Annotated in this window: 35 protein-coding genes and 3 pseudogenes; 30 read left to right on the forward strand and 8 right to left on the reverse strand. The window is 35.0% G+C overall.

Going from position 1 to position 25755, the window contains the following annotated elements; translation table 11 throughout:
• The coding region (locus tag C564_RS0110035) for a collagen-like repeat preface domain-containing protein (RefSeq protein WP_018765228.1) at positions 1 to 674 on the reverse strand (674 nt) is incomplete at its 3' end.
• Positions 675 to 789: 115 nt separating this feature from the next.
• Positions 790 to 1752 (reverse strand): tyrosine-type recombinase/integrase, encoded by a 963-nt coding sequence (locus C564_RS0110040; protein WP_018765229.1) that lies wholly within the window; start codon positions 1750 to 1752, stop codon positions 790 to 792.
• Between the two features lie 118 nt (positions 1753 to 1870).
• Here C564_RS0110040 and spoVK point away from each other — a divergent pair, with 118 nt between their 5' ends.
• Complete coding sequence (spoVK, locus tag C564_RS0110045) at positions 1871 to 2827, forward strand: stage V sporulation protein K (protein WP_018765230.1); 957 nt, start codon at positions 1871 to 1873, stop codon at positions 2825 to 2827.
• 47 nt (positions 2828 to 2874) lie between these two features.
• Here spoVK and C564_RS38030 read toward each other — a convergent pair whose 3' ends face one another.
• Together C564_RS38030 and C564_RS0110060 are read right to left on the reverse strand one after the other, a co-directional pair.
• Entirely contained in the window at positions 2875 to 3009 is a 135-nt protein-coding gene (locus C564_RS38030; RefSeq protein ID WP_001051869.1) for a hypothetical protein, read from the reverse strand.
• A gap of 248 nt (positions 3010 to 3257) precedes the next feature.
• On the reverse strand, positions 3258 to 3881 hold the full coding sequence (locus tag C564_RS0110060; RefSeq protein WP_003203441.1) for a trimeric intracellular cation channel family protein: 624 nt from the start codon (positions 3879 to 3881) through the stop codon (positions 3258 to 3260).
• Between the two features lie 92 nt (positions 3882 to 3973).
• Between C564_RS0110060 and hflX the strand changes: the two genes are divergently transcribed.
• From hflX to glnA, 4 genes are all read left to right on the forward strand, one after another.
• Positions 3974 to 5251 carry a GTPase HflX gene (gene hflX / locus C564_RS0110065; protein WP_003208040.1) on the forward strand — a complete coding sequence of 426 codons (1278 nt, stop codon included), beginning with the start codon at positions 3974 to 3976 and terminating at the stop codon, positions 5249 to 5251.
• Positions 5244 to 6515: a methionine gamma-lyase family protein gene (locus tag C564_RS0110070; protein ID WP_018765231.1), complete on the forward strand. Its 1272-nt coding sequence runs from the start codon at positions 5244 to 5246 to the stop codon at positions 6513 to 6515. The genes hflX and C564_RS0110070 overlap by 8 nt, the downstream gene beginning before the upstream one ends.
• 175 nt (positions 6516 to 6690) lie before the next feature.
• Positions 6691 to 7080 carry a transcriptional repressor GlnR gene (glnR, locus tag C564_RS0110075; RefSeq protein ID WP_002014475.1) on the forward strand — a complete coding sequence of 130 codons (390 nt, stop codon included), beginning with the start codon at positions 6691 to 6693 and terminating at the stop codon, positions 7078 to 7080.
• Between the two features lie 48 nt (positions 7081 to 7128).
• On the forward strand, positions 7129 to 8463 hold the full coding sequence (glnA, locus tag C564_RS0110080; RefSeq protein ID WP_003203448.1) for a type I glutamate--ammonia ligase: 1335 nt from the start codon (positions 7129 to 7131) through the stop codon (positions 8461 to 8463).
• Between the two features lie 131 nt (positions 8464 to 8594).
• On the opposite strand, the gene C564_RS0110085 is transcribed toward glnA, so the two are convergent.
• From C564_RS0110085 to C564_RS0110095, 3 genes are all read right to left on the reverse strand, one after another.
• Positions 8595 to 9749, reverse strand: a complete 1155-nt coding sequence (locus tag C564_RS0110085; RefSeq protein WP_018765232.1) for a tyrosine-type recombinase/integrase — start codon at positions 9747 to 9749, stop codon at positions 8595 to 8597.
• Between the two features lie 192 nt (positions 9750 to 9941).
• Positions 9942 to 10370 carry an ImmA/IrrE family metallo-endopeptidase gene (locus C564_RS0110090; protein ID WP_018765233.1) on the reverse strand — a complete coding sequence of 143 codons (429 nt, stop codon included), beginning with the start codon at positions 10368 to 10370 and terminating at the stop codon, positions 9942 to 9944.
• A 22-nt stretch (positions 10371 to 10392) separates the two neighbouring features.
• Entirely contained in the window at positions 10393 to 10821 is a 429-nt protein-coding gene (locus C564_RS0110095) for a helix-turn-helix domain-containing protein (protein ID WP_018765234.1), read from the reverse strand.
• 138 nt (positions 10822 to 10959) lie between these two features.
• Between C564_RS0110095 and C564_RS0110100 the strand changes: the two genes are divergently transcribed.
• The 21 genes and pseudogenes from C564_RS0110100 to C564_RS36135 form a co-directional block, all read left to right on the forward strand.
• Complete coding sequence (locus C564_RS0110100; RefSeq protein WP_018765235.1) at positions 10960 to 11211, forward strand: helix-turn-helix transcriptional regulator; 252 nt, start codon at positions 10960 to 10962, stop codon at positions 11209 to 11211.
• A pseudogene (locus C564_RS33385) lies at positions 11211 to 11921 on the forward strand (Rha family transcriptional regulator). Before C564_RS0110100 ends, C564_RS33385 begins: the two are co-directional and overlap by 1 nt.
• Before the next feature lie 117 nt (positions 11922 to 12038).
• Positions 12039 to 12239 carry a DUF771 domain-containing protein gene (locus C564_RS34105; RefSeq protein ID WP_018765239.1) on the forward strand — a complete coding sequence of 67 codons (201 nt, stop codon included), beginning with the start codon at positions 12039 to 12041 and terminating at the stop codon, positions 12237 to 12239.
• 248 nt (positions 12240 to 12487) lie between these two features.
• Positions 12488 to 12670 carry a hypothetical protein gene (locus C564_RS31890; RefSeq protein WP_018765240.1) on the forward strand — a complete coding sequence of 61 codons (183 nt, stop codon included), beginning with the start codon at positions 12488 to 12490 and terminating at the stop codon, positions 12668 to 12670.
• A 4-nt stretch (positions 12671 to 12674) separates the two neighbouring features.
• Positions 12675 to 13394: a DnaD domain protein gene (locus C564_RS0110125; protein WP_018765241.1), complete on the forward strand. Its 720-nt coding sequence runs from the start codon at positions 12675 to 12677 to the stop codon at positions 13392 to 13394.
• Positions 13333 to 14208, forward strand: a complete 876-nt coding sequence (locus C564_RS0110130) for an ATP-binding protein (protein ID WP_051107062.1) — start codon at positions 13333 to 13335, stop codon at positions 14206 to 14208. Before C564_RS0110125 ends, C564_RS0110130 begins: the two co-directional genes overlap by 62 nt.
• A 15-nt stretch (positions 14209 to 14223) precedes the next feature.
• A complete protein-coding gene (locus C564_RS0110135) occupies positions 14224 to 14418 on the forward strand; it encodes a hypothetical protein (protein WP_018765243.1) in 195 nt (64 codons plus the stop codon).
• Positions 14419 to 14433: 15 nt separating this feature from the next.
• The gene (locus tag C564_RS0110140; protein ID WP_018765244.1) at positions 14434 to 14724 is read left to right on the forward strand and encodes an AbrB/MazE/SpoVT family DNA-binding domain-containing protein; all 291 of its coding nucleotides are present in this window, start codon (positions 14434 to 14436) and stop codon (positions 14722 to 14724) included.
• A gap of 38 nt (positions 14725 to 14762) precedes the next feature.
• Complete coding sequence (locus C564_RS0110145) at positions 14763 to 15122, forward strand: hypothetical protein (protein WP_018765245.1); 360 nt, start codon at positions 14763 to 14765, stop codon at positions 15120 to 15122.
• Positions 15123 to 15140: 18 nt separating this feature from the next.
• A complete protein-coding gene (locus C564_RS34600; protein WP_018765246.1) occupies positions 15141 to 15305 on the forward strand; it encodes a DUF3954 domain-containing protein in 165 nt (54 codons plus the stop codon).
• A 25-nt stretch (positions 15306 to 15330) separates the two neighbouring features.
• Positions 15331 to 15579, forward strand: a complete 249-nt coding sequence (locus C564_RS0110155; RefSeq protein WP_018765247.1) for a hypothetical protein — start codon at positions 15331 to 15333, stop codon at positions 15577 to 15579.
• Between the two features lie 450 nt (positions 15580 to 16029).
• The gene (locus C564_RS0110160; protein WP_018765248.1) at positions 16030 to 16356 is read left to right on the forward strand and encodes a hypothetical protein; all 327 of its coding nucleotides are present in this window, start codon (positions 16030 to 16032) and stop codon (positions 16354 to 16356) included.
• A gap of 30 nt (positions 16357 to 16386) precedes the next feature.
• On the forward strand, positions 16387 to 16509 hold the full coding sequence (locus C564_RS34605) for a DUF3983 domain-containing protein (protein WP_018765249.1): 123 nt from the start codon (positions 16387 to 16389) through the stop codon (positions 16507 to 16509).
• A gap of 113 nt (positions 16510 to 16622) precedes the next feature.
• Complete coding sequence (locus C564_RS36725) at positions 16623 to 16793, forward strand: hypothetical protein (RefSeq protein ID WP_018765250.1); 171 nt, start codon at positions 16623 to 16625, stop codon at positions 16791 to 16793.
• A 26-nt stretch (positions 16794 to 16819) separates the two neighbouring features.
• A complete protein-coding gene (locus C564_RS0110175; protein ID WP_018765251.1) occupies positions 16820 to 17302 on the forward strand; it encodes an ArpU family phage packaging/lysis transcriptional regulator in 483 nt (160 codons plus the stop codon).
• The gene (locus tag C564_RS0110180; RefSeq protein WP_018765252.1) at positions 17302 to 17844 is read left to right on the forward strand and encodes a site-specific integrase; all 543 of its coding nucleotides are present in this window, start codon (positions 17302 to 17304) and stop codon (positions 17842 to 17844) included. The genes C564_RS0110175 and C564_RS0110180 overlap by 1 nt, the downstream gene beginning before the upstream one ends.
• 208 nt (positions 17845 to 18052) lie before the next feature.
• Positions 18053 to 18337 carry a hypothetical protein gene (locus C564_RS37355; protein ID WP_018765253.1) on the forward strand — a complete coding sequence of 95 codons (285 nt, stop codon included), beginning with the start codon at positions 18053 to 18055 and terminating at the stop codon, positions 18335 to 18337.
• Positions 18298 to 19035 carry a hypothetical protein gene (locus C564_RS0110190; protein WP_018765254.1) on the forward strand — a complete coding sequence of 246 codons (738 nt, stop codon included), beginning with the start codon at positions 18298 to 18300 and terminating at the stop codon, positions 19033 to 19035. Before C564_RS37355 ends, C564_RS0110190 begins: the two co-directional genes overlap by 40 nt.
• A 614-nt stretch (positions 19036 to 19649) precedes the next feature.
• Positions 19650 to 20360, forward strand: coding sequence for a hypothetical protein (locus tag C564_RS33395; RefSeq protein WP_231382314.1), 711 nt, complete (start codon positions 19650 to 19652; stop codon positions 20358 to 20360).
• 282 nt (positions 20361 to 20642) lie between these two features.
• Entirely contained in the window at positions 20643 to 20891 is a 249-nt protein-coding gene (locus C564_RS0110210) for an HNH endonuclease (protein ID WP_018765258.1), read from the forward strand.
• 5 nt (positions 20892 to 20896) lie between these two features.
• A pseudogene (locus C564_RS36135) lies at positions 20897 to 20998 on the forward strand (dUTP diphosphatase); the annotation flags it as partial.
• A 1448-nt stretch (positions 20999 to 22446) separates the two neighbouring features.
• Here the strand turns inward: C564_RS36135 and C564_RS0110225 are convergent.
• Positions 22447 to 22737, reverse strand: a complete 291-nt coding sequence (locus C564_RS0110225) for a hypothetical protein (protein ID WP_018765261.1) — start codon at positions 22735 to 22737, stop codon at positions 22447 to 22449.
• Positions 22738 to 22866: 129 nt separating this feature from the next.
• Here C564_RS0110225 and C564_RS0110230 point away from each other — a divergent pair.
• The 4 genes and pseudogenes from C564_RS0110230 to C564_RS0110245 all read left to right on the forward strand — a co-directional run.
• Positions 22867 to 23370: pseudogene (locus tag C564_RS0110230) on the forward strand (Holliday junction resolvase RecU); the annotation flags it as partial.
• Positions 23371 to 23518: 148 nt separating this feature from the next.
• Positions 23519 to 23896, forward strand: a complete 378-nt coding sequence (locus C564_RS0110235; protein WP_018765263.1) for a hypothetical protein — start codon at positions 23519 to 23521, stop codon at positions 23894 to 23896.
• Positions 23897 to 24716: 820 nt separating this feature from the next.
• Positions 24717 to 24944: a hypothetical protein gene (locus C564_RS0110240; RefSeq protein ID WP_018765264.1), complete on the forward strand. Its 228-nt coding sequence runs from the start codon at positions 24717 to 24719 to the stop codon at positions 24942 to 24944.
• 574 nt (positions 24945 to 25518) lie between these two features.
• Complete coding sequence (locus tag C564_RS0110245) at positions 25519 to 25743, forward strand: hypothetical protein (protein WP_018765265.1); 225 nt, start codon at positions 25519 to 25521, stop codon at positions 25741 to 25743.
• Positions 25744 to 25755: the final 12 nt, after the last annotated feature.

The raw sequence follows: 25755 nt of genomic DNA on the forward strand, positions 1-25755 counted from the left end.
CCTTGCTCGCCGTGAAGTCCTTGTTCGCCTTGAATACCTTGCTCGCCTTGAGGTCCTTGTTCGCCTTGAGGTCCTTGTTCGCCTTGAGGTCCTTGTTCGCCTTGAGGCCCTGGTTCGCCCTGAGGTCCCTGCTCGCCCTGAGGCCCCTGTTCGCCCTGAAACCCTTGTTCACCTTGAGATCCTTGTTCGCCTTGAGGTCCAGTCATTTCAATTGACGCAATTTGTAGTAAAGTAATTTGTAAATTTTCTATTTGCATGATGATTTTTTGGAACACAAGATGATTGATTCTAAATAATTTAGTGATATACAGTGAAAAGTTGAGTAGGTTTTGTAATTCAATATATGTTGCATTTGCTACAAAAGGTTGATTATCCAAAATAGTAATTAAATTTTCGACAATTGCAATGCCAGCTTCTCGCTGTGTAAGCGTTAAGTTTAAACGTTCCAGGAACCCCTTTATTATTTCTAATAAGGTTATAAGTTCTTTTGTGTTAGATTCTGTCGGATTGGAAAATACAGCTGGAATAATATTAGTTAGGTCACTTAAAGTATCGGAAAAAAGATTCGCGTATAATTTAGGAATAGGGGTATAATGGACTGTCGGAATACGATGAGGTTGTGTTGGAAAATACGGTTTTGAAATCTTTTTTTGGTTATCATTAAAATAAGACATTAAAATGCTCCTTTCTAATTGAGATGGTGAAAAACCTATCATAGTAGATGCAAGTTAAAGATAAAAAGGAATAGGGAAACGGGCAGTTTATGTGAAAAATAGTAAAAACGCCCATTTATAAGGCGTTTTCTTTTTGTTTTGCATATTGATAATACCTTTTTAATGAAATTTTTGATTTGAAACCAACGCGTTTCATGATTTCTTGCTCTGGGATGTGCTGTTTAATTAACCGTAAAATAAATGTATTTCGAAAGTGTTGGCCGGAAATGCCTTTCCGTAAATTTGCCCGTGCCACCTCAAGACGAATCATTTTTTGGACGGCTATTTCTGTTAGTGCTTTTGGAGCATCATTTTCGTACACCCACCGATATGTGTTACGGTTGAAATCGAATGCCACAAATAGCGGGTCATCACTATGGTATTTGGGACGAACTGGTTCAGGGATTTTTTTATAATAGTTATATAGTTGTTGTTTGTCGTCGTGAGTTAAATTAATGGTTCTTTCAACACCTGCTACTGCTGGAATGGAAATTGTATTCGTTTCAAAATGAACGTGATGCATATTTAATGATACAAGTTCTTGTAGGGATAAGCCGTAGTCAATGAGTAAATTTACAATAGAAATATTACGATCCATTAGTAATGGACGGACAGGGCGTTGTTTCTCTGATAATCCTTCTAATGAAGTCAGAGTATGTTTTAAGCGTTTTTCGTCCTCTTTTGAAATGAAATCTTCATCACGTAACGCGCGATTAGGTTGGATGACGAGTTTCATGTCCTTTAATGGGTTTGGGAGGTTTAAAAACTGATATAGTCTATTTAAGACAATAAAAACACGGTGCATTGTTTTTTCAGAATAATGCCGTTTCTTTTTTAAGTCGGAAAAATAATCTTCATAGTCTTTTGTACAAAGTGTAGCCCATATATTACTAGAGGAAAGTTTTTTATTTTTTTCTAACCAATGCCCAAAATCTTCAATATCATAGACGTAACGTTTAATGGTTGAAGGTTTTCTTCCTTTATTTAATAAAAAGGAAGAAAAAGCTTGTACCGTATCATGAATTTCCTTTGTTTCCATATTCCCACCACCCTGTTTTTTCTTATATTATAACAAATTTTTCTGAAAACAGTTATTTGTATGGGAAGTGGAAAAATTAATGATATTTTTTGGTGAGTCGATAAAAAGAGGTGATTGTATGGAACAATCAATGCGAAAGAAAAATAATAATCAAATTAATATTGTGTTAAATCACCGAAAAAAAATTTCAGTACCTGCTCCAGAAAAGAAATCGGTAATTTCAAGTGAAACGTCTACGAAGCATGAGATGCTGCAGCGGATTGAAGAAGAAATGGGTAAACTTGTTGGAATGGAAGATATAAAAAAAATCATAAAAGAAATTTATGCATGGATTTATGTAAATAAGAAAAGGCAAGAAATTGGCTTAAAGTCAGAAAAGCAAGTGCTTCATATGTTATTTAAAGGAAATCCAGGAACGGGGAAAACAACTGTTGCAAGAATGATTGGGAAATTATTATTTGAGATGAACATTTTATCAAAAGGGCATTTAGTCGAAGCGGAACGCGCGGATCTTGTGGGAGAATATATCGGGCATACAGCACAAAAAACAAGAGATTTAATAAAAAAAGCCATGGGTGGAATATTGTTCATTGATGAAGCATATTCGCTAGCGCGTGGTGGAGAGAAAGATTTTGGAAAAGAAGCGATCGATACGCTTGTCAAACATATGGAAGATAAGCAACATGGATTTGTTTTGATTTTAGCGGGATATTCAAGAGAGATGAATCATTTCCTTTCTTTAAATCCAGGTTTGCAATCGCGTTTTCCATTTATTATTGAGTTTGCGGATTATACAGTGAATCAGTTGCTTGAAATTGGGAAGAGAATGTATGATGAACGAGAATATCAATTATCAAAAGAGGCGGAATGGAAATTCCGTGATCATTTACATGCGGTGAAATATTCATCACAAATTACATCATTTAGTAATGGACGCTATGTCCGGAATATTGTTGAGAAATCCATTCGTACACAGGCAATGCGCTTATTGCAAGAGGATGCATACGATAAGTATGATTTAATTGGGATATCAAGTAGTGATTTAACGCTTGAAGAAGAGACGCACAGTTCATAAACTGTGCGTTTACTTTATTATGGAAGAGAAACGTAATGCATCGTATTCTATTTTGTATTTTTTGTTTTTGCTCGTTGTTCTAATTTGCTTTTTGGACTTGTATCAGCTACATCTGATGCAAGTCCTTGTGGATTAACGCTACTACTTTGTCCGCGATTGCGGTTGTTGTTTCCTTTTGCCATTCTTTATCACCTCTATTCTTCTTTAGCTTTTTGTTGATATGCCCTATGATATCGCTCCATCTTTTTGCTTTTTTCATGGGCGGATTTTGGGTCGAAGCTAATTTGGTTGACTGAGCTTTTTTGAGCGCCTTTGTTTACGTGGTTTGTCATTATGTTCACCTCGCTTTAAAGTTTAGTATGGACACTCTGAACAGAAAAAAACGTTGGAAAAGAAAAACCTCTTTACGTCATGTAAAGAGGTGAATTTACTATTTATGCAAGGAACGCTCTTTATTCTCTAAGCGTCTGTGCGGTAAATGCCATTTGTAATGAATGGAAATCATGCGGAAGCAAACAATAAAAATAAATAAGGTGTATAGAGCCCAGTCACTGACAATAATCTTGGCACCGATTAAAAATCCTGCTAAAATCGTCCAAAATGCATATACTTCTGCGCGAAGGACGAGAGGTTTGCGGCGTGCTAATAAATCACGAATGATACCACCGCCAATCCCTGTTAAAACAGCTGCAACAATTGTAGCGCTAATAGGTAAGTTGAGCTTTTGTGCATAAAGTGCTCCTTGTACAGCGAATGCTGATAAGCCGATAGCATCTGTGATGTTCTCCCATCTTTTCCAATGTTTAATTAATTTATTTGGAAATAGAAAGATAATCGTCATTGATAAAAGTGCAATTTGAAATAACATGTCTTGTTGCCAAAAAGCGCCGATTGGATAACCGATTAATAAATTACGAAGGGCACCTCCTCCAAAGGCAGTTGCCATCCCTAAAATATATACCCCGAAAATATCGTAATCTTCTTCCATTGCGACAATAGCTCCGCTGAGTGCGAAGGCAATTGTACCGATGATGCTAAAAATCTCCCATGCCATGAATTTTCTCCCTCGCTAACTAGATGAAATGTGCTTCCTCTGCTATTATATTAGAAGGTTTAATTTTCGAAAAGGGTGAGTGAACATATTTGATGGAAGAAAAAGAAAAAGTCATATTAGTTGGCTGTCAATTGCCGCAAGATGATGATGAACGGTTTATGCATTCCATGAAAGAACTCGCATCGCTAGCGAAGACGGCACGTGCAGAAGTTTTGGTATCTACAACGCAAAAACGTCCGAAATTTCACCCTGCTACTTACATAGGTAAGGGGAAATTAGAAGAACTTGCAGCGCTGACGGAAGAATTAGAACCAGCTGTTATTATATTTAATAATGAATTAACACCGAGCCAAATTCGTAATTTATCAGCTATGTTAGATGCGAGAGTAATCGATCGAACGCAACTAATATTGGATATTTTTGCTCAGCGTGCGAAATCAAGAGAAGGTAAGCTTCAAGTGGAATTAGCTCAGCTACAATACACGATGCCACGTCTTATGGGGCAAGGGCTAGCGCTATCGCGTCTTGGAGGCGGGATTGGTACGAGAGGTCCTGGTGAAACGAAGCTAGAAACAGATCGTCGTCACATTCGCTCTCGTATTGATGAGATTAAGAAGCAGTTAGCGATTGTTGTGGAGCACCGGAAAAGATATCGTGAGCGCCGAAAGGATAATCAAGTATTTCAAGTTTCGTTAATTGGGTATACAAATGCTGGGAAATCGACGTTATTTAACAGATTAACAGAAGCAGATACATTTGAAGAGAATTTGCTGTTTGCGACGTTAGATCCAACAACAAGAAAAATGCAATTGCCGTGTGGGTATACGGTGCTATTAACTGATACGGTGGGGTTTATTCAAGATTTACCAACATCATTGGTTGCTGCGTTTCGCTCTACACTGGAAGAAGCGAGGGAAGCGGATGTGATTTTACATGTCGTTGATTCTGCAGATCCAAATTATGTAGGTCATGAACAGACGGTGAAAAAATTACTACAAGACCTTGAAATTGACCACATTCCAATTATTACGGTTTACAATAAGAAGGATAGATTACATCAGAATTTTATTCCGTTTCCAAAAAATGATTTTCTTATGACAAGTGCTTTTGAAGAAACAGATTTATTAAGCTTGAAAGAATCGGTAGAAACGAAGATGATGGAAGAGATGGAATCGTATAAGGTCATGATTCCTCCGGGTGAAGGTAGATTACTAACGCTTTTAAAAACAGAAACGGTATTAACTGGGATGGAATTTAAAGAAGATGGATTCTTGTATGAGTGTACAGGTTATATCTTTGCTCATTCACCGCTGAATGGACAGTTAAAGAGATTTTTAGTGGAAAAAGGAGAAGAGAATAAAAATGTTTGATCGTTTGAAAAATGGAGAAAGAATCGCTCCTATTGTAAAAGAAGTAGAAGAACAAATTACCGGTGTACATAAACGTATTGATACAATAATTGAAAGTAATCAATTCCGTGTATTAGAAAGTTTTCGTAAACATAAAATTAGTGATTCACACTTTATTCCAACAACAGGTTATGGCTATGATGACATTGGTCGTGACACATTAGAAAAGGTGTATGCTGATGTATTTGGAGCAGAAGCAGGGCTTGTTCGTCCGCAAATTATTTCAGGTACACATGCGATTTCAACAGCTTTATTTGGTATTTTGCGCCCTGGTGACGAATTATTATATATAACAGGGAAGCCATATGACACGTTAGAAGAGATTGTTGGTGTGCGCGGGAAAGGTGTTGGTTCTTTTAAAGAATATAACATTGGTTATAATGCTGTACCGTTAACGGCGGAAGGACGCGTTGACTTTAAAGTTGTAGAAGCAGCTATTCAGGAAAATACGAAAATGATTGGTATTCAGCGTTCAAAAGGGTATGCGACTCGTCCGTCATTTACAATTGCAGAAATTAAAGAGATGATTTCTTTTGTAAAAGAGATTAAATCAGATGTTGTTGTATTTGTAGATAACTGCTACGGAGAATTTGTTGAAGAGTTAGAACCGTGCCATGTCGGGGCAGATTTAATGGCAGGGTCTCTAATTAAAAACCCGGGTGGTGGAATTGTAAAAACAGGTGGCTACATTGTTGGGAAAGAACAATATGTAGAAGCTTGTGCATATCGTTTAACATCTCCAGGTATTGGAGCAGAAGCAGGGGCATCTTTATATAGCTTACAAGAAATGTATCAAGGTTTCTTCTTAGCTCCTCATGTTGCTGGTCAAGCGTTAAAAGGGGCGGTCTTTACAGCTGCATTTTTAGAAAAGTTAGGAATGAATACATCACCAACTTGGAATGCTGCAAGAACAGATTTAATTCAGTCTGTTCAATTTGATGACAAAGAGCGTATGATTGCATTTTGCCAAGCAATTCAATACGCATCTCCAATTAATTCTCACTTTACACCGTATCCAAGCTATATGCCAGGTTATGAAGATGATGTCATTATGGCTGCAGGTACGTTTATTCAAGGTGCAAGTATTGAGCTATCAGCAGATGGTCCAATTCGTCCTCCGTATGTTGCCTATGTGCAAGGTGGATTAACTTATTCTCACGTGAAGATTGCGATTTGTTCTGCGATCGATGCGTTAATTGAAAAAAATCTATTAACAATTTCGTAAGGGAAAGCTGTCGATTTCGGCAGCTTTTTTGTATAGAAAAAGGTATTTATGCCATTTTAAAAAAGAATGAAAAAAATTCATAAAAAAATCATGTCAGAAAAGCTAACATCTGTTGACATCAAACATAACATGATATAAAATGAGAAACAGTTAAGGCGAAGGAGGAACTGAAACAATGAAAGAAGATAGACGTTCTGCCCCGCTGTTTCCTATTGGTATTGTAATGGATTTAACACAATTATCTGCTCGTCAAATTCGTTACTATGAAGAGCACAATTTAATTTTCCCAACCCGTACAAAGGGAAATCGTAGATTGTTTTCATTTAATGATGTAGATAAGTTGTTAGAAATTAAAGATTTGTTAGATCAAGGCTTAAATATGGCTGGTATTAAACAAGTGTTACAAATGAAAGAAAATCAAACAGAAGCAGTGAAAGTAAAAGAAGAAACGAAAGAAATTTCAAAATCCGAGCTTCGTAAAATTCTTCGAGATGAATTGCAACATACAGGTAGGTTCAATCGAACTTCATTACGGCAAGGTGATATTTCAAGGTTTTTTCACTAAAGATTACTGATTCTGAAGGTGTTTAGAGGGACTAAGGAGGAATATATAATGGCAAAGTACACAAAAGAAGATATTTTTCGTTTAGCGAAAGAAGAGAATGTAAAATATATCCGTCTACAATTTACGGATCTTTTAGGGATTATTAAAAACGTAGAGATTCCAGTTAGTCAGTTAACGAAAGCTCTAGATAACAAAATGATGTTTGATGGATCTTCAATTGAAGGATTTGTTCGTATTGAAGAGTCTGACATGTACTTATATCCAGACTTAGATACTTGGGTAGTATTCCCTTGGACTGCTGAAAAAGGTAAAGTAGCTCGTTTAATCTGCGATATCTACAATGCTGATGGCACTCCATTTGAAGGTGACCCACGTAACAATTTAAAACGTATGTTAAAAGAAATGGAAGCACTAGGATTTACAGAATTCAACCTTGGACCGGAACCGGAGTTCTTCTTATTCAAAGTTGATGAAAAAGGAAATCCAACATTAGAACTAAACGATAACGGTGGATACTTCGACCTTGCGCCGATGGATCTAGGGGAAAACTGTCGTCGTGATATCGTTCTTGAACTTGAAGAAATGGGTTTTGAAATTGAAGCATCTCACCATGAAGTTGCACCAGGACAGCACGAAATTGATTTTAAATATGCGAATGCACTTCGTTCATGTGATGACATTCAAACATTCAAACTTGTTGTAAAAACAATCGCTCGTAAACACGGTTTACACGCAACATTTATGCCGAAACCATTATTCGGAGTGAACGGTTCTGGTATGCACTGTAACTTATCTCTATTCAAAAATGGAGAAAACGTATTCTACGATCAAAATGGTGAATTACAATTAAGTGATGATGCGCGTCACTTTATCGCAGGTATTTTAAAACATGCCCCGGCATTTACAGCGGTAGCTAACCCAACTGTAAACTCTTACAAACGTTTAGTACCTGGATATGAAGCGCCTTGTTACGTAGCATGGTCTGCACAAAACCGTAGTCCATTAGTGCGTATTCCAGCATCTCGCGGTATCAGTACACGTGTAGAAGTACGTAGTGTTGACCCAGCTGCAAACCCATATTTAGTAATGGCAACATTATTAGCAGCAGGTCTTGACGGAATTAAAAATAAATTAACTCCGCCAGCTGCAGTGGATCGTAACATCTATGTAATGACTAAAGAAGAACGTGAAGAAGCAGGTATCGTTGACTTACCAGCAACATTAGCACAAGCGTTAGTTACACTACAATCTAACGAAATTGTATGTGGTGCATTAGGTGAACATTTACTTGAGCACTTCATCGAAGCGAAAGAAATTGAGTGGGATATGTTCCGCACGCAAGTTCACCAATGGGAACGCGATCAATATATGTCTCTTTACTAAGAGTCTCAAACCCTTGATACATAATGTGTTGAGGGTTTTTTGTATGCGTGGATAAAGGGAGAAGTATCAAGTGTTTTTAGCTTATGACCATATTTTGACCATATTTATTTCATGACCATACCATGACCTTTTTAAAGTAGGTTACGTTTCGCAAACGCTTCGTATTTATTAAGACTCTTTTTGTTCATCTCTTTTGAAATGTGGGCATATATGTCAGAAGTAATTTGAATTGAATCATGTCCTAATCTTTCTTGCACTTCTTTCATTGAATATCCGGCGTCTAACAAAAGAACGGCATGTGTATGACGTAAACCATGAATCGTGATATTTGTTACATTAGCTTTTTTTAAAATGCGAGTCATAGCTCTTTGTAAAGTAGACTTTGGATAAGGAAGTCCATTTTCACGTGCGAATACTAATGAAAGATCAGGGTATAACCCTCCTAATTTCAGTTTACATTTATTCTGTTCAAGTTTATGATTCTTTAAGATTTGGATTAAAAAATCTGCTAAGATTATCGTGCGGTAAGATGCTTTTGTTTTGGGTTTAGCGAATAGATTATCTAGGTTTTTATAATCATAAGTGAAGGTGTGACGGATACTTATTGTTCCTTCTTCTAAATCAATATCATCCCATCGTAAAGCCAGTGCCTCACCTTTGCGTATTCCTGTGTGAAGTAGTGTAAAGAACAACGAGAAATAATGAGGTTCTGTTTCTTTTAATTTTTGAACAAATGTATTCACTTCTTGTCCTTCTAAATGCTTGATTTTTTTGTCTTCAGTATCACTTTTAGCAATGACAATTCCGCGGAAAGGTGTTTGTTGAATAAGCTGCAAATCAACAGCTTTGAGCAAAGCTCCTTTTAAAGGTGCAGTGTAATTCTTAACACTATTTTCACTATACCCTTCTTCTAAGAGGTGATTCACGAATTTTTGACAGAGTGAAGGTGTAATATCGAATACCTTATACGATCCGAAAAACGGAACGATATGTTTGTTTATTGCTGTTTTGTGAAGATTGTATGTATGATTTCTAACCTTTCCTTTTTTGTAGGTTATAAGCCAATCATTCAAAAATGTAGAAATCATCACATTTTTATCTTCTATAAAAGTCCCGTTACTTAATTCTGTTTCAGCCTTCGCAGCATGAAGTTGAGCTTCTTTCTTTGTTTTAAAACCACGTTTTGTTGTTTGTTTTTTCTTTCCTGTTTTCGGATCAATAGTGGTGTAAATTTTGTAGAGCCATTTAGCTCCATCTTTTGTTTGGTATTTTTGGAAAGACGCCATGATTTTCCCTCCTTTATTTTTCTTTTAACCAAGAAACAGGTGTGTCTATATATCCTTCTATTTCGTATTTAATTTCTCCATCTTCTTCGTAAACTCGCGTAACGATAGGCAATTTTACAAGTTAATTTTCTTTTTGTTTCTGTCTTTTTTCTCTTTCAATCGCTAAATCAATAATCAAAACAACTTCCTCTTTTAATAAATTTTATAAAACTTTAAGAGTTCTATAGGAATGTTATTTTTATATGCTATACATTTTTTTGTATCACCTGGAATAATGGTATTTTTGTCTATTAATAAAAATGCAGCAAAGGTATTTGCTTCTATTTCTAATCTATCAACAGATAAAAAAGTATTTTTTCGTAAGAATAGAGTATTTACTTCTTCGTGAAGGACAGCATGTCCCAATTCGTGAGCACAAACTGTCCTTTGCATAGTTTCTGATAAATTATTATTAATAGCGATAAACTTATTTCCTTCTTCACATTTGTAAAAACCATTAATCTCTTCATGTAAATCATGAAAAAATACAATGATATTTAAACAATCAGCAAGCTCAAAGGGATTTTTCGTGTTATATTTTGTGCAAAGTTGTGTGACTAGATCTCTTATGACGAATTTCAATGTTTTCCCTCCTAATCTCGCATCAGTTATTGTCGTTATTACGATATTTCTTAGGAACGTATTTTTTATTGATTATTTTTGTTTGTTTCACGATGTACTCCATTGCATCTAATAATGATTCAACAGCTTCCTCACTCATAGGTTCACCAGAGAACATTAAGCCGTCTTCACCTTGAAGGTCTCTTTTTATTTCTTCCATTCTTTTTGCTATATCTTTCTCATCTTTTTGTGTTAATTGCTCTTTTGGTTGATCCGTAACAGCTCTACCTAATAAATAGTCGGTGGAGATTGAAAAGCAATCAGCTAATTTAGTTAGCACATCATGTGGAGGAAATCTTTCTTCGGATTCATAATAGCCTATCATTCTTTGGGAGACTCCGATCTTTTCAGCTAGTTGTTTTTGTGTTAAATTTTCTTTTTTTCTCAAAGATTTTATTCTAAGACCTATCATATTGTTCACCTCTCTAATTGAACTAATTGTTCACTTTTTTTAAAGTTTAGCACAAAATGTTCTTTTTTGTATCGACATAGAACAAAAAGTTCTACATTCTGTATTTAGAACATATAGTTCTTTTTTGGGGGTGATTACATGAAAAATAAAATAAGCTTCTCACAAGTAAACTTATATAAAGAAATTGCAATCTATTGTGGAGTTACTGAAAGATATATCCGAATGATTGATCGAAAAGAAAGGAATCCATCAATGGAAACAGCTAAGAAAATTGCAAAATTCTTTGATATGAACATTGATGATATTTTTTTTAGTAACAAATCGAACTTTAAGTTCTTTTTAGTTTCCTGTTGGGCTGAAAAAAATAATGGTAACAAGGAGGTTTCATAATGGGAAATTTAGCGGTAGTAAATGACGAAATACAAAATAATAAATTAGTTTTTGACAATAATGGAGAGGCTGTAACGGATAGTTTAACTGTTGCTGAAATGTTTGGAAAAGAGCATAAAAATGTAATTCGTGATATCGAGGTTCAATTAGAAAAGCTAGCGGAAGCTAATGAAATAAAATGGGGGATGCTCAACTTTGGGCAGACCCAATAGCAACATCCTCAAAATAAACAGTGGTATAAAAAATATCTTTTAACAGAAGATGCGTTCGTAATTGTTGCGATGTCATATGTGACTCCAGAAGCTATGAAAATAAAAGTAGAATTTCTGCGAGAATTTAAAAGGATGAAAGAACATATTGAAAAAAAGATGAAAATTCCTGGGGATACATTCGATCAAATAGAGTTGTTAGCGGCAGGAACTAGTAACTTGAATAAAAGAGTTTCTTCATTGGAACAGGTAGTTGAAAAGCAACTTACTGTTGATTATGGGCAACAACGAGTAATTGAAAAAGTAAAAGCTAAACGGATCTATTTCTTATGGGAAAACGGACATGTAGATAGAGACGTACATGATTCTACTCGTAAGTTATTCGGATTGCTAGGACGTAATTTGAAAGATGCATTCAATGTAAACAGTTATCGTGACATCTTGAAGAAAGATTTCAATGAAGCACTGAACTTTATTAACGGTTGGAGACCGATGGTTTAAGGGAGGATACCTAATGAACGGAACAGCAGTTGTAAATGTTGCTATTGACGAAGAATATGTTCGGAATCTAGCGGAACAAAAGGTTCAAAGTATTTTAGAAGGAATAGGGATCGGAACATGGAACGCTTAAAGCTAGAAACAAATCGTAAGTATGACTGGATAGCGGAAAACATTTTATTTAATCCAAGGTTCCAAAATGAAATGAAAGAAATTTCGAATAATAAAAGCAGTGGGCGTTGGATGTTCAAGGCGAAAGAAATGCGCGAGTTCTTAGAACCAAACTTTCATTATCTCAATGGAAGAGGTAATAACCAATGAATCTAACTATCAACTACAACAACGTAAAAGTAGCTGACTATCTTAAACTACTGGCTCATTACAAATTACCAAATAAAAAGTAGCGACGTCTCATTGAGAATCGGTTCGTGTGCTTAAACGCTCTTATTCGAAAAAGTGGCGAACATCATTGAATATGTGCAAAATGCATAAAAAAGAAACCCACGGCAATGGGTATCTTAGAAAAAACACTTTAATTTAGTATATCACGGAAAGTGAGTAAGTAGTACATGCAGATAAATCTAGTTCCTTATCAAGTACTGTTACCTCGGAAATTTTGGGAGCGAACAAATAGCAAAGAAGAGTTAAATCAGATGATTGAGCGATATTTCAGTGTTGGTTATCCACATTACGAGATTCAAGAAATCATTGGAAGTGAACAAGCATATGTGGCAGTTTGTGTAAGGAGGTAAACGAATGGCAACATTTCGGGTTAATAAAAACAAAAATTATACGACCATTAATAATACAGGTCTTCGAGATGAACGTTTGAGTTGGAAGGCAAAAGGAATATTAGCTTACATTTTATCATTGCCTGATGATTGGGTGTTTTACATGGAAGAAATAGCGACTCATGCGAAAGATAAAATTAGTAGCTTGTACTCAGGGATGAAGGAACTTAAAAAGTATGGTTATGTAAAAAGATTTCCTATAAAAGATGAAAAGGGAAAAATTCTTAAATGGGAAACGGTCATTTATGAAGTCCCACAAACAGAAAACACACATGTAGAAAATCCACATATAGAAAATCAAACACTACTAAATACTAAAGAACTAAGTACTAATAAACAAAATACTAAATTACAAAGTAGTAGTAATATCTTCTCATTCTATGAAAATAATTTTGGGGTTTTAAATCCATTCGTAGCCGATAGTATTACCCAATGGGCAAACGATACAAGCGAAGAACTTGTACAAGCAGCCATGGAACGGGCATTGAAACAACAGAAAAAATGGAACTACGCTGAGGGTATTTTAAAACAGTGGGTTAATAAAAATATTCGTACATTAGCAGATGTACATGCTTCGGAAGCTGAGTTTAAAAACAAAGGTAAAAAAGGAGTGAAGAGAGATGATCGCAACACCAATGCAAAAGGTAGCTCAATCCCTGGAATTGAAGGTGAATTACCATTCTGATCAATGCATGAAACACTCTTATGAAATAAGTGGTCAAAAAATTATTAAGCCTGTCCAGATGATCGAATATAAAGGACAAGTTGTTTGCCCGAGATGTGTAGTTGAACAAAACGACAAGATTTTAGAAGAGCAAGCGAATGCTCATTATAAAAAAGTTGATCGTTTACAGAAATTCAATATGTTAGAAAAAGCAAGTGTTATTACAAATAAGAAAATTCCACTTTCAAGGTTATCGGATTATAGAGTTGGATGTGCAGAAACAAAAAGTCATAAGCAGGCTATAGAAGAAACTTTAGAAGAGTTAAAGAACGGAAAGATCCAAAAGGTAGTATTCACAGGAAATCAAGGTACAGCAAAAAGCTTCTTAGCATACAGCATGCTTTACGAATTAAATCAGCATTTTTGGAAAATTAGTCAAGAAGAAGAAAATTACCATTTAATGAAAAGCTGCTTATACATTGAGTTAGAAGCAATCACGAGAATGATTATGGATTCATTTGATGATAAGAGCAGTAAGTACACACTTCAATATTTTGTTCAATTAATTTCTAAAGCAGATTTTGTAGTTTTAGATGATTTAGGGGCAGAAAGTGGCTCAACAAATTCGAATAAACAGGCTTCAGATTTTATACAACGGCTCCTATACGCGGTATCAAACGCTAGACAAGGAATGAGTACATTTACGACAACTAACTTTACCGGAAAACAGCTTTTTAATAAATATGATGCTAAAACAGGTAGTCGTTTATTAGGGTATTCAAGAGTATTGAAATTCACTACAGCAGATCAAAGGCTTGCAAATTTAGGATTCTAATAAGGAGGAATTAAAATGTGTGCATTATGCAACGGTATGGGAATTATTCGTAAAGAAACTTATCCAGGTGTAATTGAAACAAATGGTTGTAATTGTGAAGTGGCAATACAGCAGCAAGAAGTAAACCAAAAGCGCTGGGAAGCATGGTTAGTACGTTTTGAATCGATGGTCCAAAAAATTGAATCGGATAGAAACAAAAAAGCTAGTTAATAAGGGGGACTAATAATGAAAAATCCAGGTGTTGTAAGAAAAGTGGACGAACTAGGGCGTGTGGTAATTCCTGTTGAGTTACGCAGAATCTTAGGTATCGATACAGGATCGGCATTAGAGTTTCATGTCGATGGGGAAAATGTTGTTTTGAGAAAGCAAGAGAAGTCTTGCTTTGTAACTGGTGAAGTATCTGAAGATAACGTGGAATTGTTGAAAGGAAGAATATTTTTAAGTAGACAAGGCGCAAATGATTTAATGAAACTCATCATGTTGAACGGTGAGGAAAAAGGATGGCTTGGCAAATAAATCAAGTATTAATAGTTTAATAAGGAGCTGGGATGCAAATGGCTAAACAGTTAAATATTTTCGATGTAGAACCAGAAATTATTCAATTTGATATCTCAAAAGCTAATGTGAAAAAAGGGTCTGGAAGAGTTACATATACAGATGTGCGTGTCCAGATACCTAAGAATGCAAAAAGTACAGATGAGCTTCCTCGCACAACAAATGCTGATGATCGATATGAAATCTTTGAGAATTACACAATGGGAATATGGCGTTTCCAGAGAGCACGAGACAAATTATTTAACTGGGAAGCTGCTGAAGAGTTATGTAAAGCAGCAAGAAATCGTAAAGAAGCTATTCCAGTAAGGATTTATCTAGGAAGTGGATTTAAACCGAATGTTATTGAGTATATGAATTAGGAAAAGAGAGATGTACTTGTGAAAGCTGAGATTGATGTAACAAATAATAAAATCTACGTTGTAAAGGATGGACGTGTAATTGCTGTAGAGCCACCAGCTAGTGGATACGGTGAGCAAGTTGCTGTTTGGCAAAATGGGAAAGTTGATCGTGTGGATACTAAGTTTACTGAAAAGATAAAATAATCATTTTTAGAAGGTAGGTTCGCTTATGAGCGTATCAAGAAATCATGAAGCGATGAAGGAATTACGTTTGAAAATATACATCGCTTTAGAAGAAGCTAACTTCATTTGGGATGAGCGAGACATTATACGCTTTCGGGATATGTGGAAACAAAATATGAGTTTGCCAGAAATGGCTAAGGCATTAAGAAGGCATCAATCGGAAGTTGCGCTTCTTGTTATAGACCAAGCTGATAAGTATATGATTAAAAATCGTCCAATGGGATTAGGAATTTAAACACGAGAATATTACTGAACCTTGTATCATCGCTTCTACAGAATACTAAAAGAGCAGCTAGCAAAAGCTAACTGCTCAGCCCTCGGGGAAAGGGAGAAAGAAAATTACAAAGGTCACTGTGAATTCAAGCTGTATCAGCCCATTTATAGTATTGGACAGAATTTAGAATTTTATTCGGACAAACTCAAAAAGAGCAGCTAGCAAATGCTAACTGCTCAGCCCTTGGGGAAAGGGGAAAAGCCTAACATCACAGATGAGAATCTGGATGTAAGTATAGTATGATCGAGGTTTTGAATTTTATTCAAACAACCAAAAGAACAGCTAGCTAAAGCTAACTGCTCTCTCGGGATGGGAACTCAGATTGCTGGAGGCTCATTTAAATGGGTTATGGCTATCGCCTATATACATTATATGCAGAATATTGAGATTTATTCGAGGGGGGATGAGGAAATGATTAATGAATTGAAAGTAGGAAATGTATTACCATTTTGGGTACCAGTTAACTTAGGGTTTGCACAATCTATACAAAGAGCAGAAGGTGAGTATTTAGGGAAACACGATGGAATACATTTAATGACTCATTTCGATGAAGATTTGTGCATGTATGTTGTATCTGAATTGACTACTGGATTTGGAATCACTAATGGTTTCAAAAAATGGTTTGCTATCGAAAAAGCAAAAAGAAGAATAGATAAAAATAAAGATCGTGTTGATTTATGGATTAAAACAGTTAATGCGAAACATGGTGCATTGAATGAAGTGATTTCAACAAAATAATCCTTTTAATAGAAAGTGAGGTTTAGAGAAATGGCTAAATTAAAGAAAAAGAAAACCAGAAAAGCTATTGCTCGACGTGCGAAAGCTTTTGAAAAATATAGAGTTGAAAATGCATGGAGAAACATTTTTGTACAGGTTGGTATTTTAAAGTGAAAAGCAAATGAATATAGTCCGGCTAGAAAACTAGAGGACACCAATTTTTAGAGCAGCAATAAAGCTGTTTTAAGAAATGGTGTCCTCTTTATTTTTGAAAGGGGATGTGGGGAATGAAAGCATTAAAAGATCAATTACGTGAATGGAAAGAGCAATCGGATCAAACAAAAAAGAAAAAGAAGAAAAAAAGAAAAGAAAAATTAAGCACACGTGACATTGAGGATTTAATGGGGATTCGTGGACCACGTTATGAACGTAGACGTGGCGCATTAAGACAAAAATAATTAATAAATAAAAGGAGTGGTCTTACATGACTAAACAATTATCTTTCTTACCAAAAATCGATAGAACAGCAACACAAGAGAAACTAGAAGAGATTCTTGAGGAAGTACGTATTTATAGACAGTTTGGAATGATTCGCCAAGAAATGAAAGTCACCCCTTCTTATGAAGTAAGATATCATGGTCCTACAAATGTAGTTGGCAATCCTCTAGAAGATGTTGCATTAGCAAATGTTCAACAAAGCAAACGAGAAAAATGGTTAGAGAACATGTCTTTCCGCATTGACCAAGCATTAATTCGCTTCGGAAATAGTCGTGCAGGGCAAAACCAAAGAGATATTATTAAGAAGCGTTATTTAGAAGAAGATGATATGTGTGACTATATGGTTTATAACGAAATTGGTATGAGTGAGCGTACATATCGACGTTGGAAGTCTAAGGCGTTTTATAATCTTGCTTTTGCTCTTAGATTAGAAGTTTATGAGACAGAACAATCTGGAGGTGACGAATAATGAACTTTGTTCAGCCAATACGTGATCCAGAGCAAATCCAAAATCTAAAGGAGTACTTTAAGGAAAAGAGTGACCGTAATTACATTTTGTTTATTATGGGAATTAATACAGGATTAAGAATTAGTGACATTCTAAAGTTGAAGGTAGTAGATGTAAAAGGAAGTCATATATCTATGCGTGAAAAGAAAACAGGAAAGCAAAAGCGTATTCAAATCACAGCATCATTAAAAAGAGAACTTAAATGGTTTAATGAAGAAAGAGATGATGGCGAGTATTTATTGCAAAGTAGACAAGGGAAGAATCGCCCTATTGGTCGTAGCATGGCATATAAGATATTAAGTGGAGCAGCAGCAGAGTTTGGATTAGATGAGATAGGCACACATACATTAAGAAAGACCTATGGATATCACATGTACATGCAAACGAAGAACATAGCATTACTTATGGAGATATTCAATCATTCGTCTGAGAAAGTAACACTACGTTATATAGGTGTAAACCAAGATGCAATGGATAAAGCAATGACTAGGTTTAAAATCTAATCATTGTTTTTTCTTTTTTAATTTATACAGTTACTCATAATTTTTGTACTGTGTAACTCAAAAGAGAAAGTATTATGAATTCAATGATAGCAAGGGATCTCGCAATCGGGTCAGTTACACACAATATAAGATATGGGTAAGTCGTAGGAGATATTCTATCTCTAATATTTTAATGATAAAATATTAGGTGAGAAGGGGTGTGTTACTAATGGGGAAGAAACCAAGATATCTGAAGAAGAGGATTGAGGAGAAAAAGAGTGAACAGAACAAACACATAATTGATGTTACGATGGCATGGTATGAACAAAACAAACAAACAATTGATGTTGCGATGGCATGGCATGAACAAAACAAACAAGCAATTGATGTTGCGATGGCATGGCATGAACAAAACAAACAAGCAATTGATGTTGCGATGGCATGGCATGAACAAAACAAACAATTGATGTTGCGATGGTATGGCATGAACAAAATAGACAAACAATTGATATAGCAATGGCGTGGCATAAGCAAATCCAATCAATAATTGAGATGTGTGATAATATTGATTGGGATTTAATAGGTGAAGAAACCGCAGAACGAATAAAAGAAATTGATGGGATATTGAAAAAACATGAAGAAAATTATTGGTGTCTAGACTTTGAAATTCTTGATGCATTTGAAGGGAGTGAGATAACTCACGAACTTGTATCAGAATATGTAAGTAGAAATCTTGATGCGTACATAGAACAAATTATAAATGCTCCTATGTATGAACTACATGCAACTTTAATAAAGGAAACTTATGAAGCTTTTAAAGGGGGATACTATAAATTATGTGCTATGCCATTATTTGCTGCATTTGAACATGTTCTTGCAACTTGGGGTGATGGTAACGTAAATGCTGATTTGGTATCTGTTAGAAAAAAACCAAAAATATATAGTGTTAAAGCTGCAATTCAGCCTGAACAATATAGTGAGATAGAGGAAGAGCAATTTACTAAAGTTTTTGTCCTTTCGATAATTCGGATGTTACAAAGAACATTTGTTAGGGTTCCTGTTAAATTGTGCCAAGAACTTAATCGTAATTCAATAGCGCATGGCTTCCATGATTATGATTCTATAACTAAGATTGATATATTAAAGCTGTTTCAATTACTTAAATCCACATTAATAATAAGACATTTTGATACGGGTTTGGTAAAAAAATGATGGCAGAGTCGTGACCGCTTTTTGGCAGTAAATGTGCCGGTTGTTTTGGAATAGTCGTGTTATATTTGTATTGTGAGTAGTGGTGGAAAACATTAATCACGGGTTCCTGATATACTCGAAAATGGATTGCCATGACCGGTGGCAATGGTTGCAGATTGGATGGACGGTAGTTTCTTGATTTCTCATTCAATTGCAATTTAAGTTGTGTAAAAGGAGAGGGGCTTTTGCTCTTCTTCCAGTTACTTAATAATGTTGGTGTAGATGAACATAGTAACATTAAGTGATTGGAAGAAGAATAAAACTTCATTTACCGTATTTATAGTAATAATATAAGATTTTGACGAAAGGGCAACTGGTGCACGGTTGCTTTTTGTTTTATTATTTATGGTTTTCATTGTTTTAATTTGGAAGTGAATGATAAAATTGTGTTAAAACAATATGGAGGATAAGTAATGGATAATCAAAATAAAGATAAAACCTGATTTATTATCACACCAATTGGTGATGATCAATCTGATATAAGAAGAGCGGCTGAAGGGGTAATAGATGCTGTAATTGTTCCGGCCTTAGTTAATATGGGATTTGAGGAAAAGAATATTAATGTAGCTCATAGGATGCCGAGTCCTGGTTCGATAAATAGACAAGTCATTACGAGTGTTTTAGAATGTGATCTGGCTATAGCGAATCTTACAAATTTAAATCCAAATGTAATGTATGAACTTGCCATCAGACATGCTGCAAGAAAACCAGTCATTCAAATTTGTCAAAAGGGTACAAGGCTACCATTTGATATCACGGAGGAACGTACTATTTTCTATACTAATGATATGGCTGGGGTAATAGAATTAAGTGAAAATTTTAAAGGGATGATTATGGAAGCCATGGGTGAGGAAGAACCAGATAATCCTATTTATAGAGTAGTAGAAAGTAATACTATCATGAAGAATGTTGATGCCAGTGATCCGTCAAGATACATATTGGATCGTATGAGCTCATTAGAGAATAATTTTACTGATTTAATAAATAGTTTAAATTCTAATAATAAAAGACAGTCTAATGTCGAAAAAGATTATTTTAATAACAGAAATAAAGTTAGAATTCCTTTTGAAATGGAAGATAGAGTTGACGGACGTGAATCAATAAGAGAGTTGTTAGACAATGAGAAGAAAACAAATTCCGGGATTGCAATGTCTGCAACTTTTATTGGTGATTCAGGTGAAATTGAGATTAAAACTAAAGATTTTGAATATGTAGGAGAAGTTGTTGGAAAGTTATATAACCTAGTAGGTATTAGCAAACCAGAGCCGATTTTGCATAGAAGTTAGAGGGGAACTATTTTAAATGTCACATTATTAATGTGACATTTTTTATTTTGGAGGAGGATGAATGATGAGTATATTCCATTTGTTCATTGCATGTATGATTAGTAGTTTCACTACAATGTTTTTGTTAAAGTTGTTTAATAAAAATGCCAAGTAAACCGGAAGGAAGTGATGAGATGTTTTTACTTGAAGGTCTCATTGGATATTTCTTAGGTACGTTTGTTACTTTGCTAGTAATGTACTTTGGTTATCGTATTGGTGAGTAGAAAGAATGAGGACTAGGAAATGGCAAAGGAATACGCAAAGAAGTTTTATAAGTCAACAGTGTGGAAGAAGTGTAGGGATTCATATTTTAAATTTAAATATGGATTATGTGAGAGGTGTAAAGGGACGGGGAAGATTGTTCAGTACAAGGATCACAATAGGCAAAATAATAGTATTTCAAACTTAGAAGTAATGAGCTCCTCCGAACACACGAGAATGCATAATGAAAAAAAGAAATCATCAGATGTGAAAGGACAGGAAGAATATTGAGTGTAAAGGTTATAGCGCCAGTGGAAACAGCTTATTTTGTTGAAGTGGACGAGCTGTCGGATAGTAAAAGAGGCGTTGGTGGATTTGGTAGCACGGGAGCAAAGTAGTATCAAATTTGAATTTTATTCAGAATGAAAATTTAGTGAAAAAAAAGTAATAAAAAAGGAAAAACCCCTGGGGGACAGGGATTCACTAAGGGAGATATTGTTGTCGTGCAATGTCGAAATTCGGCATATTCAACAAATTAATATTATCACGAATTTTCAGGATAGAGTGGTAGTAGATGTGTCAAAAATGTGTATGGGTTTCATATAAAAGCGTTATCTTACAGAAAAAGAACAACTAGCAAAAGCTAATTGCTGTGCTTAATTTATGGCTGATTCCAAAAAAGTGACATACCAACAAAATATAAAATTATTAAAAGGAAAAGTGCTATGAAAATAATTAAAGAAATCTTTAGCCATAAATTTTTCATCAGTAGACCTCCTTTATTAAGAATATTAACATCTATCTAAAATTTGAACAAAATAGTTATTTAAATAAAAGAACCCCCGTTTATCTACGGGGCTTCTAAGGGTCATTGTCAAGTAATGACGTACTCGACTAATTAACCGTAACATGAACTTTTTGGGAATAATACTGGTAAATGCATCCAAATGATTAAGTGTTATTATTTTGAACAAAAACGTTACTTTAGTGGCAAATAAAAAAAGAGCACATTCATATGTGTGCTCTTAGAAAGGTAGGTTTCTCTGTGAGTAGGGATCTCCATACAACAACATATGCTTGTCACATTTAAATGTGTAAAAAATCAACAAAAACGCTATTTTATACAACAAAACAGCTAGCTCGATTGGCTAACTGCTTTGTTAGAAAGAAGCTCACGCTTAGCAAGTGATGAGTTGTAACTTTAAATTACAGCTATAGTATAAACCGGTGTGGAAATGTTATTCATGAATGAAAGGAACATGATAAAAACTTCATTTGAGAACAAAAACTTTGTCCCACTTCTGTTTAGGAGAACAGCTTTTAAAGCTATTCTCCTAAACAGAAGTGGGATAAAGCAGAGAGCCTCTCAAATGACAATTAATTAAGCCCTACAAAGGTAGTATGTACTTACATTGAAAATTTATACAAAAAAGCAGCTGGCTTAATAAACCAACTGCTCTATTGTTTCAATTACCTCATAAGGAGAAAAAATTTAGCGCAATTTCACGGGAATAGAATTCTGGCTGGTAGCCTATCCATAATATGCACGATATTTAAAGAAGTATTCACGAATTTTAGAGAACTTAATAAAAATTTCATTTTGTATAAATCAAGACCCTAGTCTCCTAGGGTAATGGGTATAACAGTTCGCTTTATTTGAACAATTATTATAATAACGCAATATTAAATTAATAACATCAAGTAAATGTTTCCAATAAAAGAGCAGCTAGCAAAAGCTAACTGCTCTACTCCAAGGGGGTTGGAGAAAGATTATTGTATCTGCAGTATTGACGGAATATTGAGTTTTATTCAAGTGAATCGAATTAGTATATGTATAAGTTGTAAGTTAAATGAAAAATAACATAGTTGCAGCATAGCAAGATAAAACTGAAATGATAGAAAACATGGTTTTAAGTTTTCGACGTTCTTTTTCATCTTTGGTAGCAAACGAAATATATTTTCGCATTCCAAATCCGAATATCCAAATGCCAAATGTTAATCCACATATCCCAACAAAAAATTGAGGATTTGGAAATGAAGTAGGAGTCGTAGCAGATAAAAGTACAGTTTTTATGGATAAATAACAAAATGTTGTTAAAAGAGAGCAATATATGATAGTGATAATCCATTTATTCATAATCGTTACCTCCTTTTATATAATAGTAAATTTATGTAAGTTAAAAATATTATATCATGAAGAACTTTTAATTGTATGTAATGAAAAACTCAACAAAATAATCCTTTTAATAGAAAGCGAGGAATAACAATGGGCTTAGGAAACCGAGGAATGGCATTTGAGATGCTTATTAATCTATCGAATGAAATGTACCAAAGGGAAGGAGTGGCGCTTATAAACAAGCGTCCGACTCCTGTGAAGGTGTTAAAAAGCGCGGGCGGGCGAGTACTAAATGGATTCTATGAATCTAAAAGCACAGTGGATTATGACGGCGTGTATAAAGGACGAGCTGTTGCATTTGAAGCGAAGTCAACACAGAGTCTCACGCGATTCGATTTAAGTAACATTGCGCAGCACCAGTTAGATTACCTGGAGAAAGCTGAGAAGATGGGAGCGGTGTGTTTCTTCCTTATAGAATTCAGTAAGGATCATACAGTGTTTCTTGTACCGGCATCAGTGATTCAATCTTATGTAAGGATGTCTCATCAACCGAATGGGAAGAAGTCTATACCAAGAGCAGACTTCGATATTTATGGATACTTAGTGGACCAGACAGAACGAGCACCAGTTGATTATTTACGATATGTTGGTGAATTAGCGGTTTAATGGATAACGGAACGATGATGAGTAGATGGTGGGGCTGCTTACTAGTCATCGTTCCCTTATTCAGAAGATAGGTATTAAAATTTCACATACCTTACAGGAAGTGAAAATAACAAAATTACAATAGGGGGATTCTAACTTGGGACAACAAAATTTAATCACTGAAGAAGACATTAGAACACTGGTTATCGAGGAATTACAGAAATATCGTGTTCTTAAGGTGCGTTTTCAAAATCAACAAGAAAGAACAGCATTCGGAGCAGAATTATTATTCCCTGAATTAAAGCCAAAACAAAACGATCAAGATAAAAAGTATATTCGTTATATTCAAGTAAAGAGGGTACTAGAAGAAGCGCTCGATGAGGATGAAAGTAGAATACTAGAAATGAAATATATGAATACAAAGGTACTAAATGATGATTATATTTACACAGTGCTTGGAATAAAACGAAGAACGTTTTATAGGAAGAAAAAGTCTGCTGTAATTAACTTTGCAGATGCGTTAGGGATGATATAAAATGGCACTTTTGGGATACCATATTGGGTACCTTTCGATAAGCAAATCAACGGTAATCTTAGTACTAGAAGGGGAACACAATCCCTTCTGGTGACTAAGCGTTCTACCAGAACAGAACGCACTCGGGCTACCGTATAGTGATGCTTCCATAGATCACCATGCACTTTGTTTGCGTAGGTAGCTAGCGGGGCGAGGAGTTAAGAGCACTCCTATATATTATTGTATTTATCATTCAGCTCAGGAGTCGTCCCCTGGGTTGATAATAAATATAATACTAGATGCCATGTTTATGATTTCCACATTTGAAAATGAAATGGGGTGGTTCATTTGATTGAATGACCATCACGTTCCCGGCACATTTCAAAACCAAAGTAATAAGTAATAAGAATAATAATGTATCGTTATTTGAGCACATTACACTTTCTAGTGATTACTGCGAATCTTCACTAGGCAGAGAGCTTCCGCTCTTTGTTTGAGCAAACATGAGGCAGTTCCCCCTCTGTCACCTCCACATGTTTGTTCACACAAGAAGCGGAAACTTCTTGATACAAATCATTTTCATGGGTTGAAAATGATGTCTACGGACGTAAAACGAGGAGAGCTTTCGCTCTTTTCTCGGTCACCGACGTAAAGCGCGTAGCTTAAATGATGATTGCGGTGATCGAGAAAAGAATGAGAGTAATCTTATTCTTGAAGAGATACTTTTGCCATTTGTTATCTCTCTTCCCCTTTAGGAGCTGTCACCTTTCGGTGATGGCTTTTTGTTTTGTAGGATATTCTTCTTTTCTGTCGAATAGATAAAGGGAAAGGGGAGGATCGTATGAGGGTATTTTTTAGGAATGAATCTGGAGAAATGATTCTTGATGCGAAGAATGAGGATGTAGCTAGTTTAATGGCTGTTTTGAAAGAAACTAAAAGTATTAAGATTGGCCTCTTTAATTATGATGTAAAGAAATATAAATTAGAGTATTATCGACATCCAAAAAATGAGGAAGCAGAAAGAGAATTAAACATTATATTGGAACGTAACTATAATGATAATAATTGATAGCATCCATAACGGGTTCTTGTTTCTTTGTTATATAGAAGTTACATAATAAGCATCTTTAAAGTATTAGGTATAGTTAGGATTGAACATCATATAATGATACAGAAAGGTCTTTTCTAACGTGTTAGTTACCTCACTGTGTATTATTAGCGCCTGGACGAGGGTGCTTTTTTTTATTGCACCTTTTGAGATGGACAAGCATATATTGTAGTGTAGGACAACCTCTCTCAGGTCCTATTCAATACTCATTGAACCCTCCTACACATTTGGGCATCTACTGATGATGTGGATGCTCTCTTTTTATGCACGATTTGAATAGGACAAGCATATACTGCTTATACCTCATTAACTTTAGTAATCTTGACTTTTGTTAATGAGATTCTCATAATCCTTTAAAGGGTGCTCGCGGAAACGGGTGCTCTTTTTTATTGAATAAAATGGACATTTGAATAGACAATCCTTCCTTAAAATAACCTTAATTAAATTATAGGTTTAAGAATATCCGGAAAACAAATGGTATAATTTTCTAAAACCACCTAAATAAAGTTGATTTTAGAAAAGGAGTAGAGGGGAAATGTTTCAGAAGTTCAAATTTTATTTAATCAGCCTTGTAATTAGTTCAATGTTAGGCGGAATTATCATAGGTGCTAATTTCTTGGTCCATAACATCTATTATTTAGTTGTAGGTAAAGAATTTCATTTTAATATGTGGTCTTCCATTATTATATTTAGTATCGTATTTATTTCAGGTTTCGCGTATATGTTGAAGAAGGGTCCAGATATACTTGTTAATAATTAAACCAATAGCAAT

Source organism: Bacillus sp. 105MF, assembly GCF_000374885.1.
In the GTDB taxonomy this organism is placed as follows: Bacteria; Bacillota; Bacilli; order Bacillales; family Bacillaceae_G; genus Bacillus_A; species Bacillus_A pseudomycoides.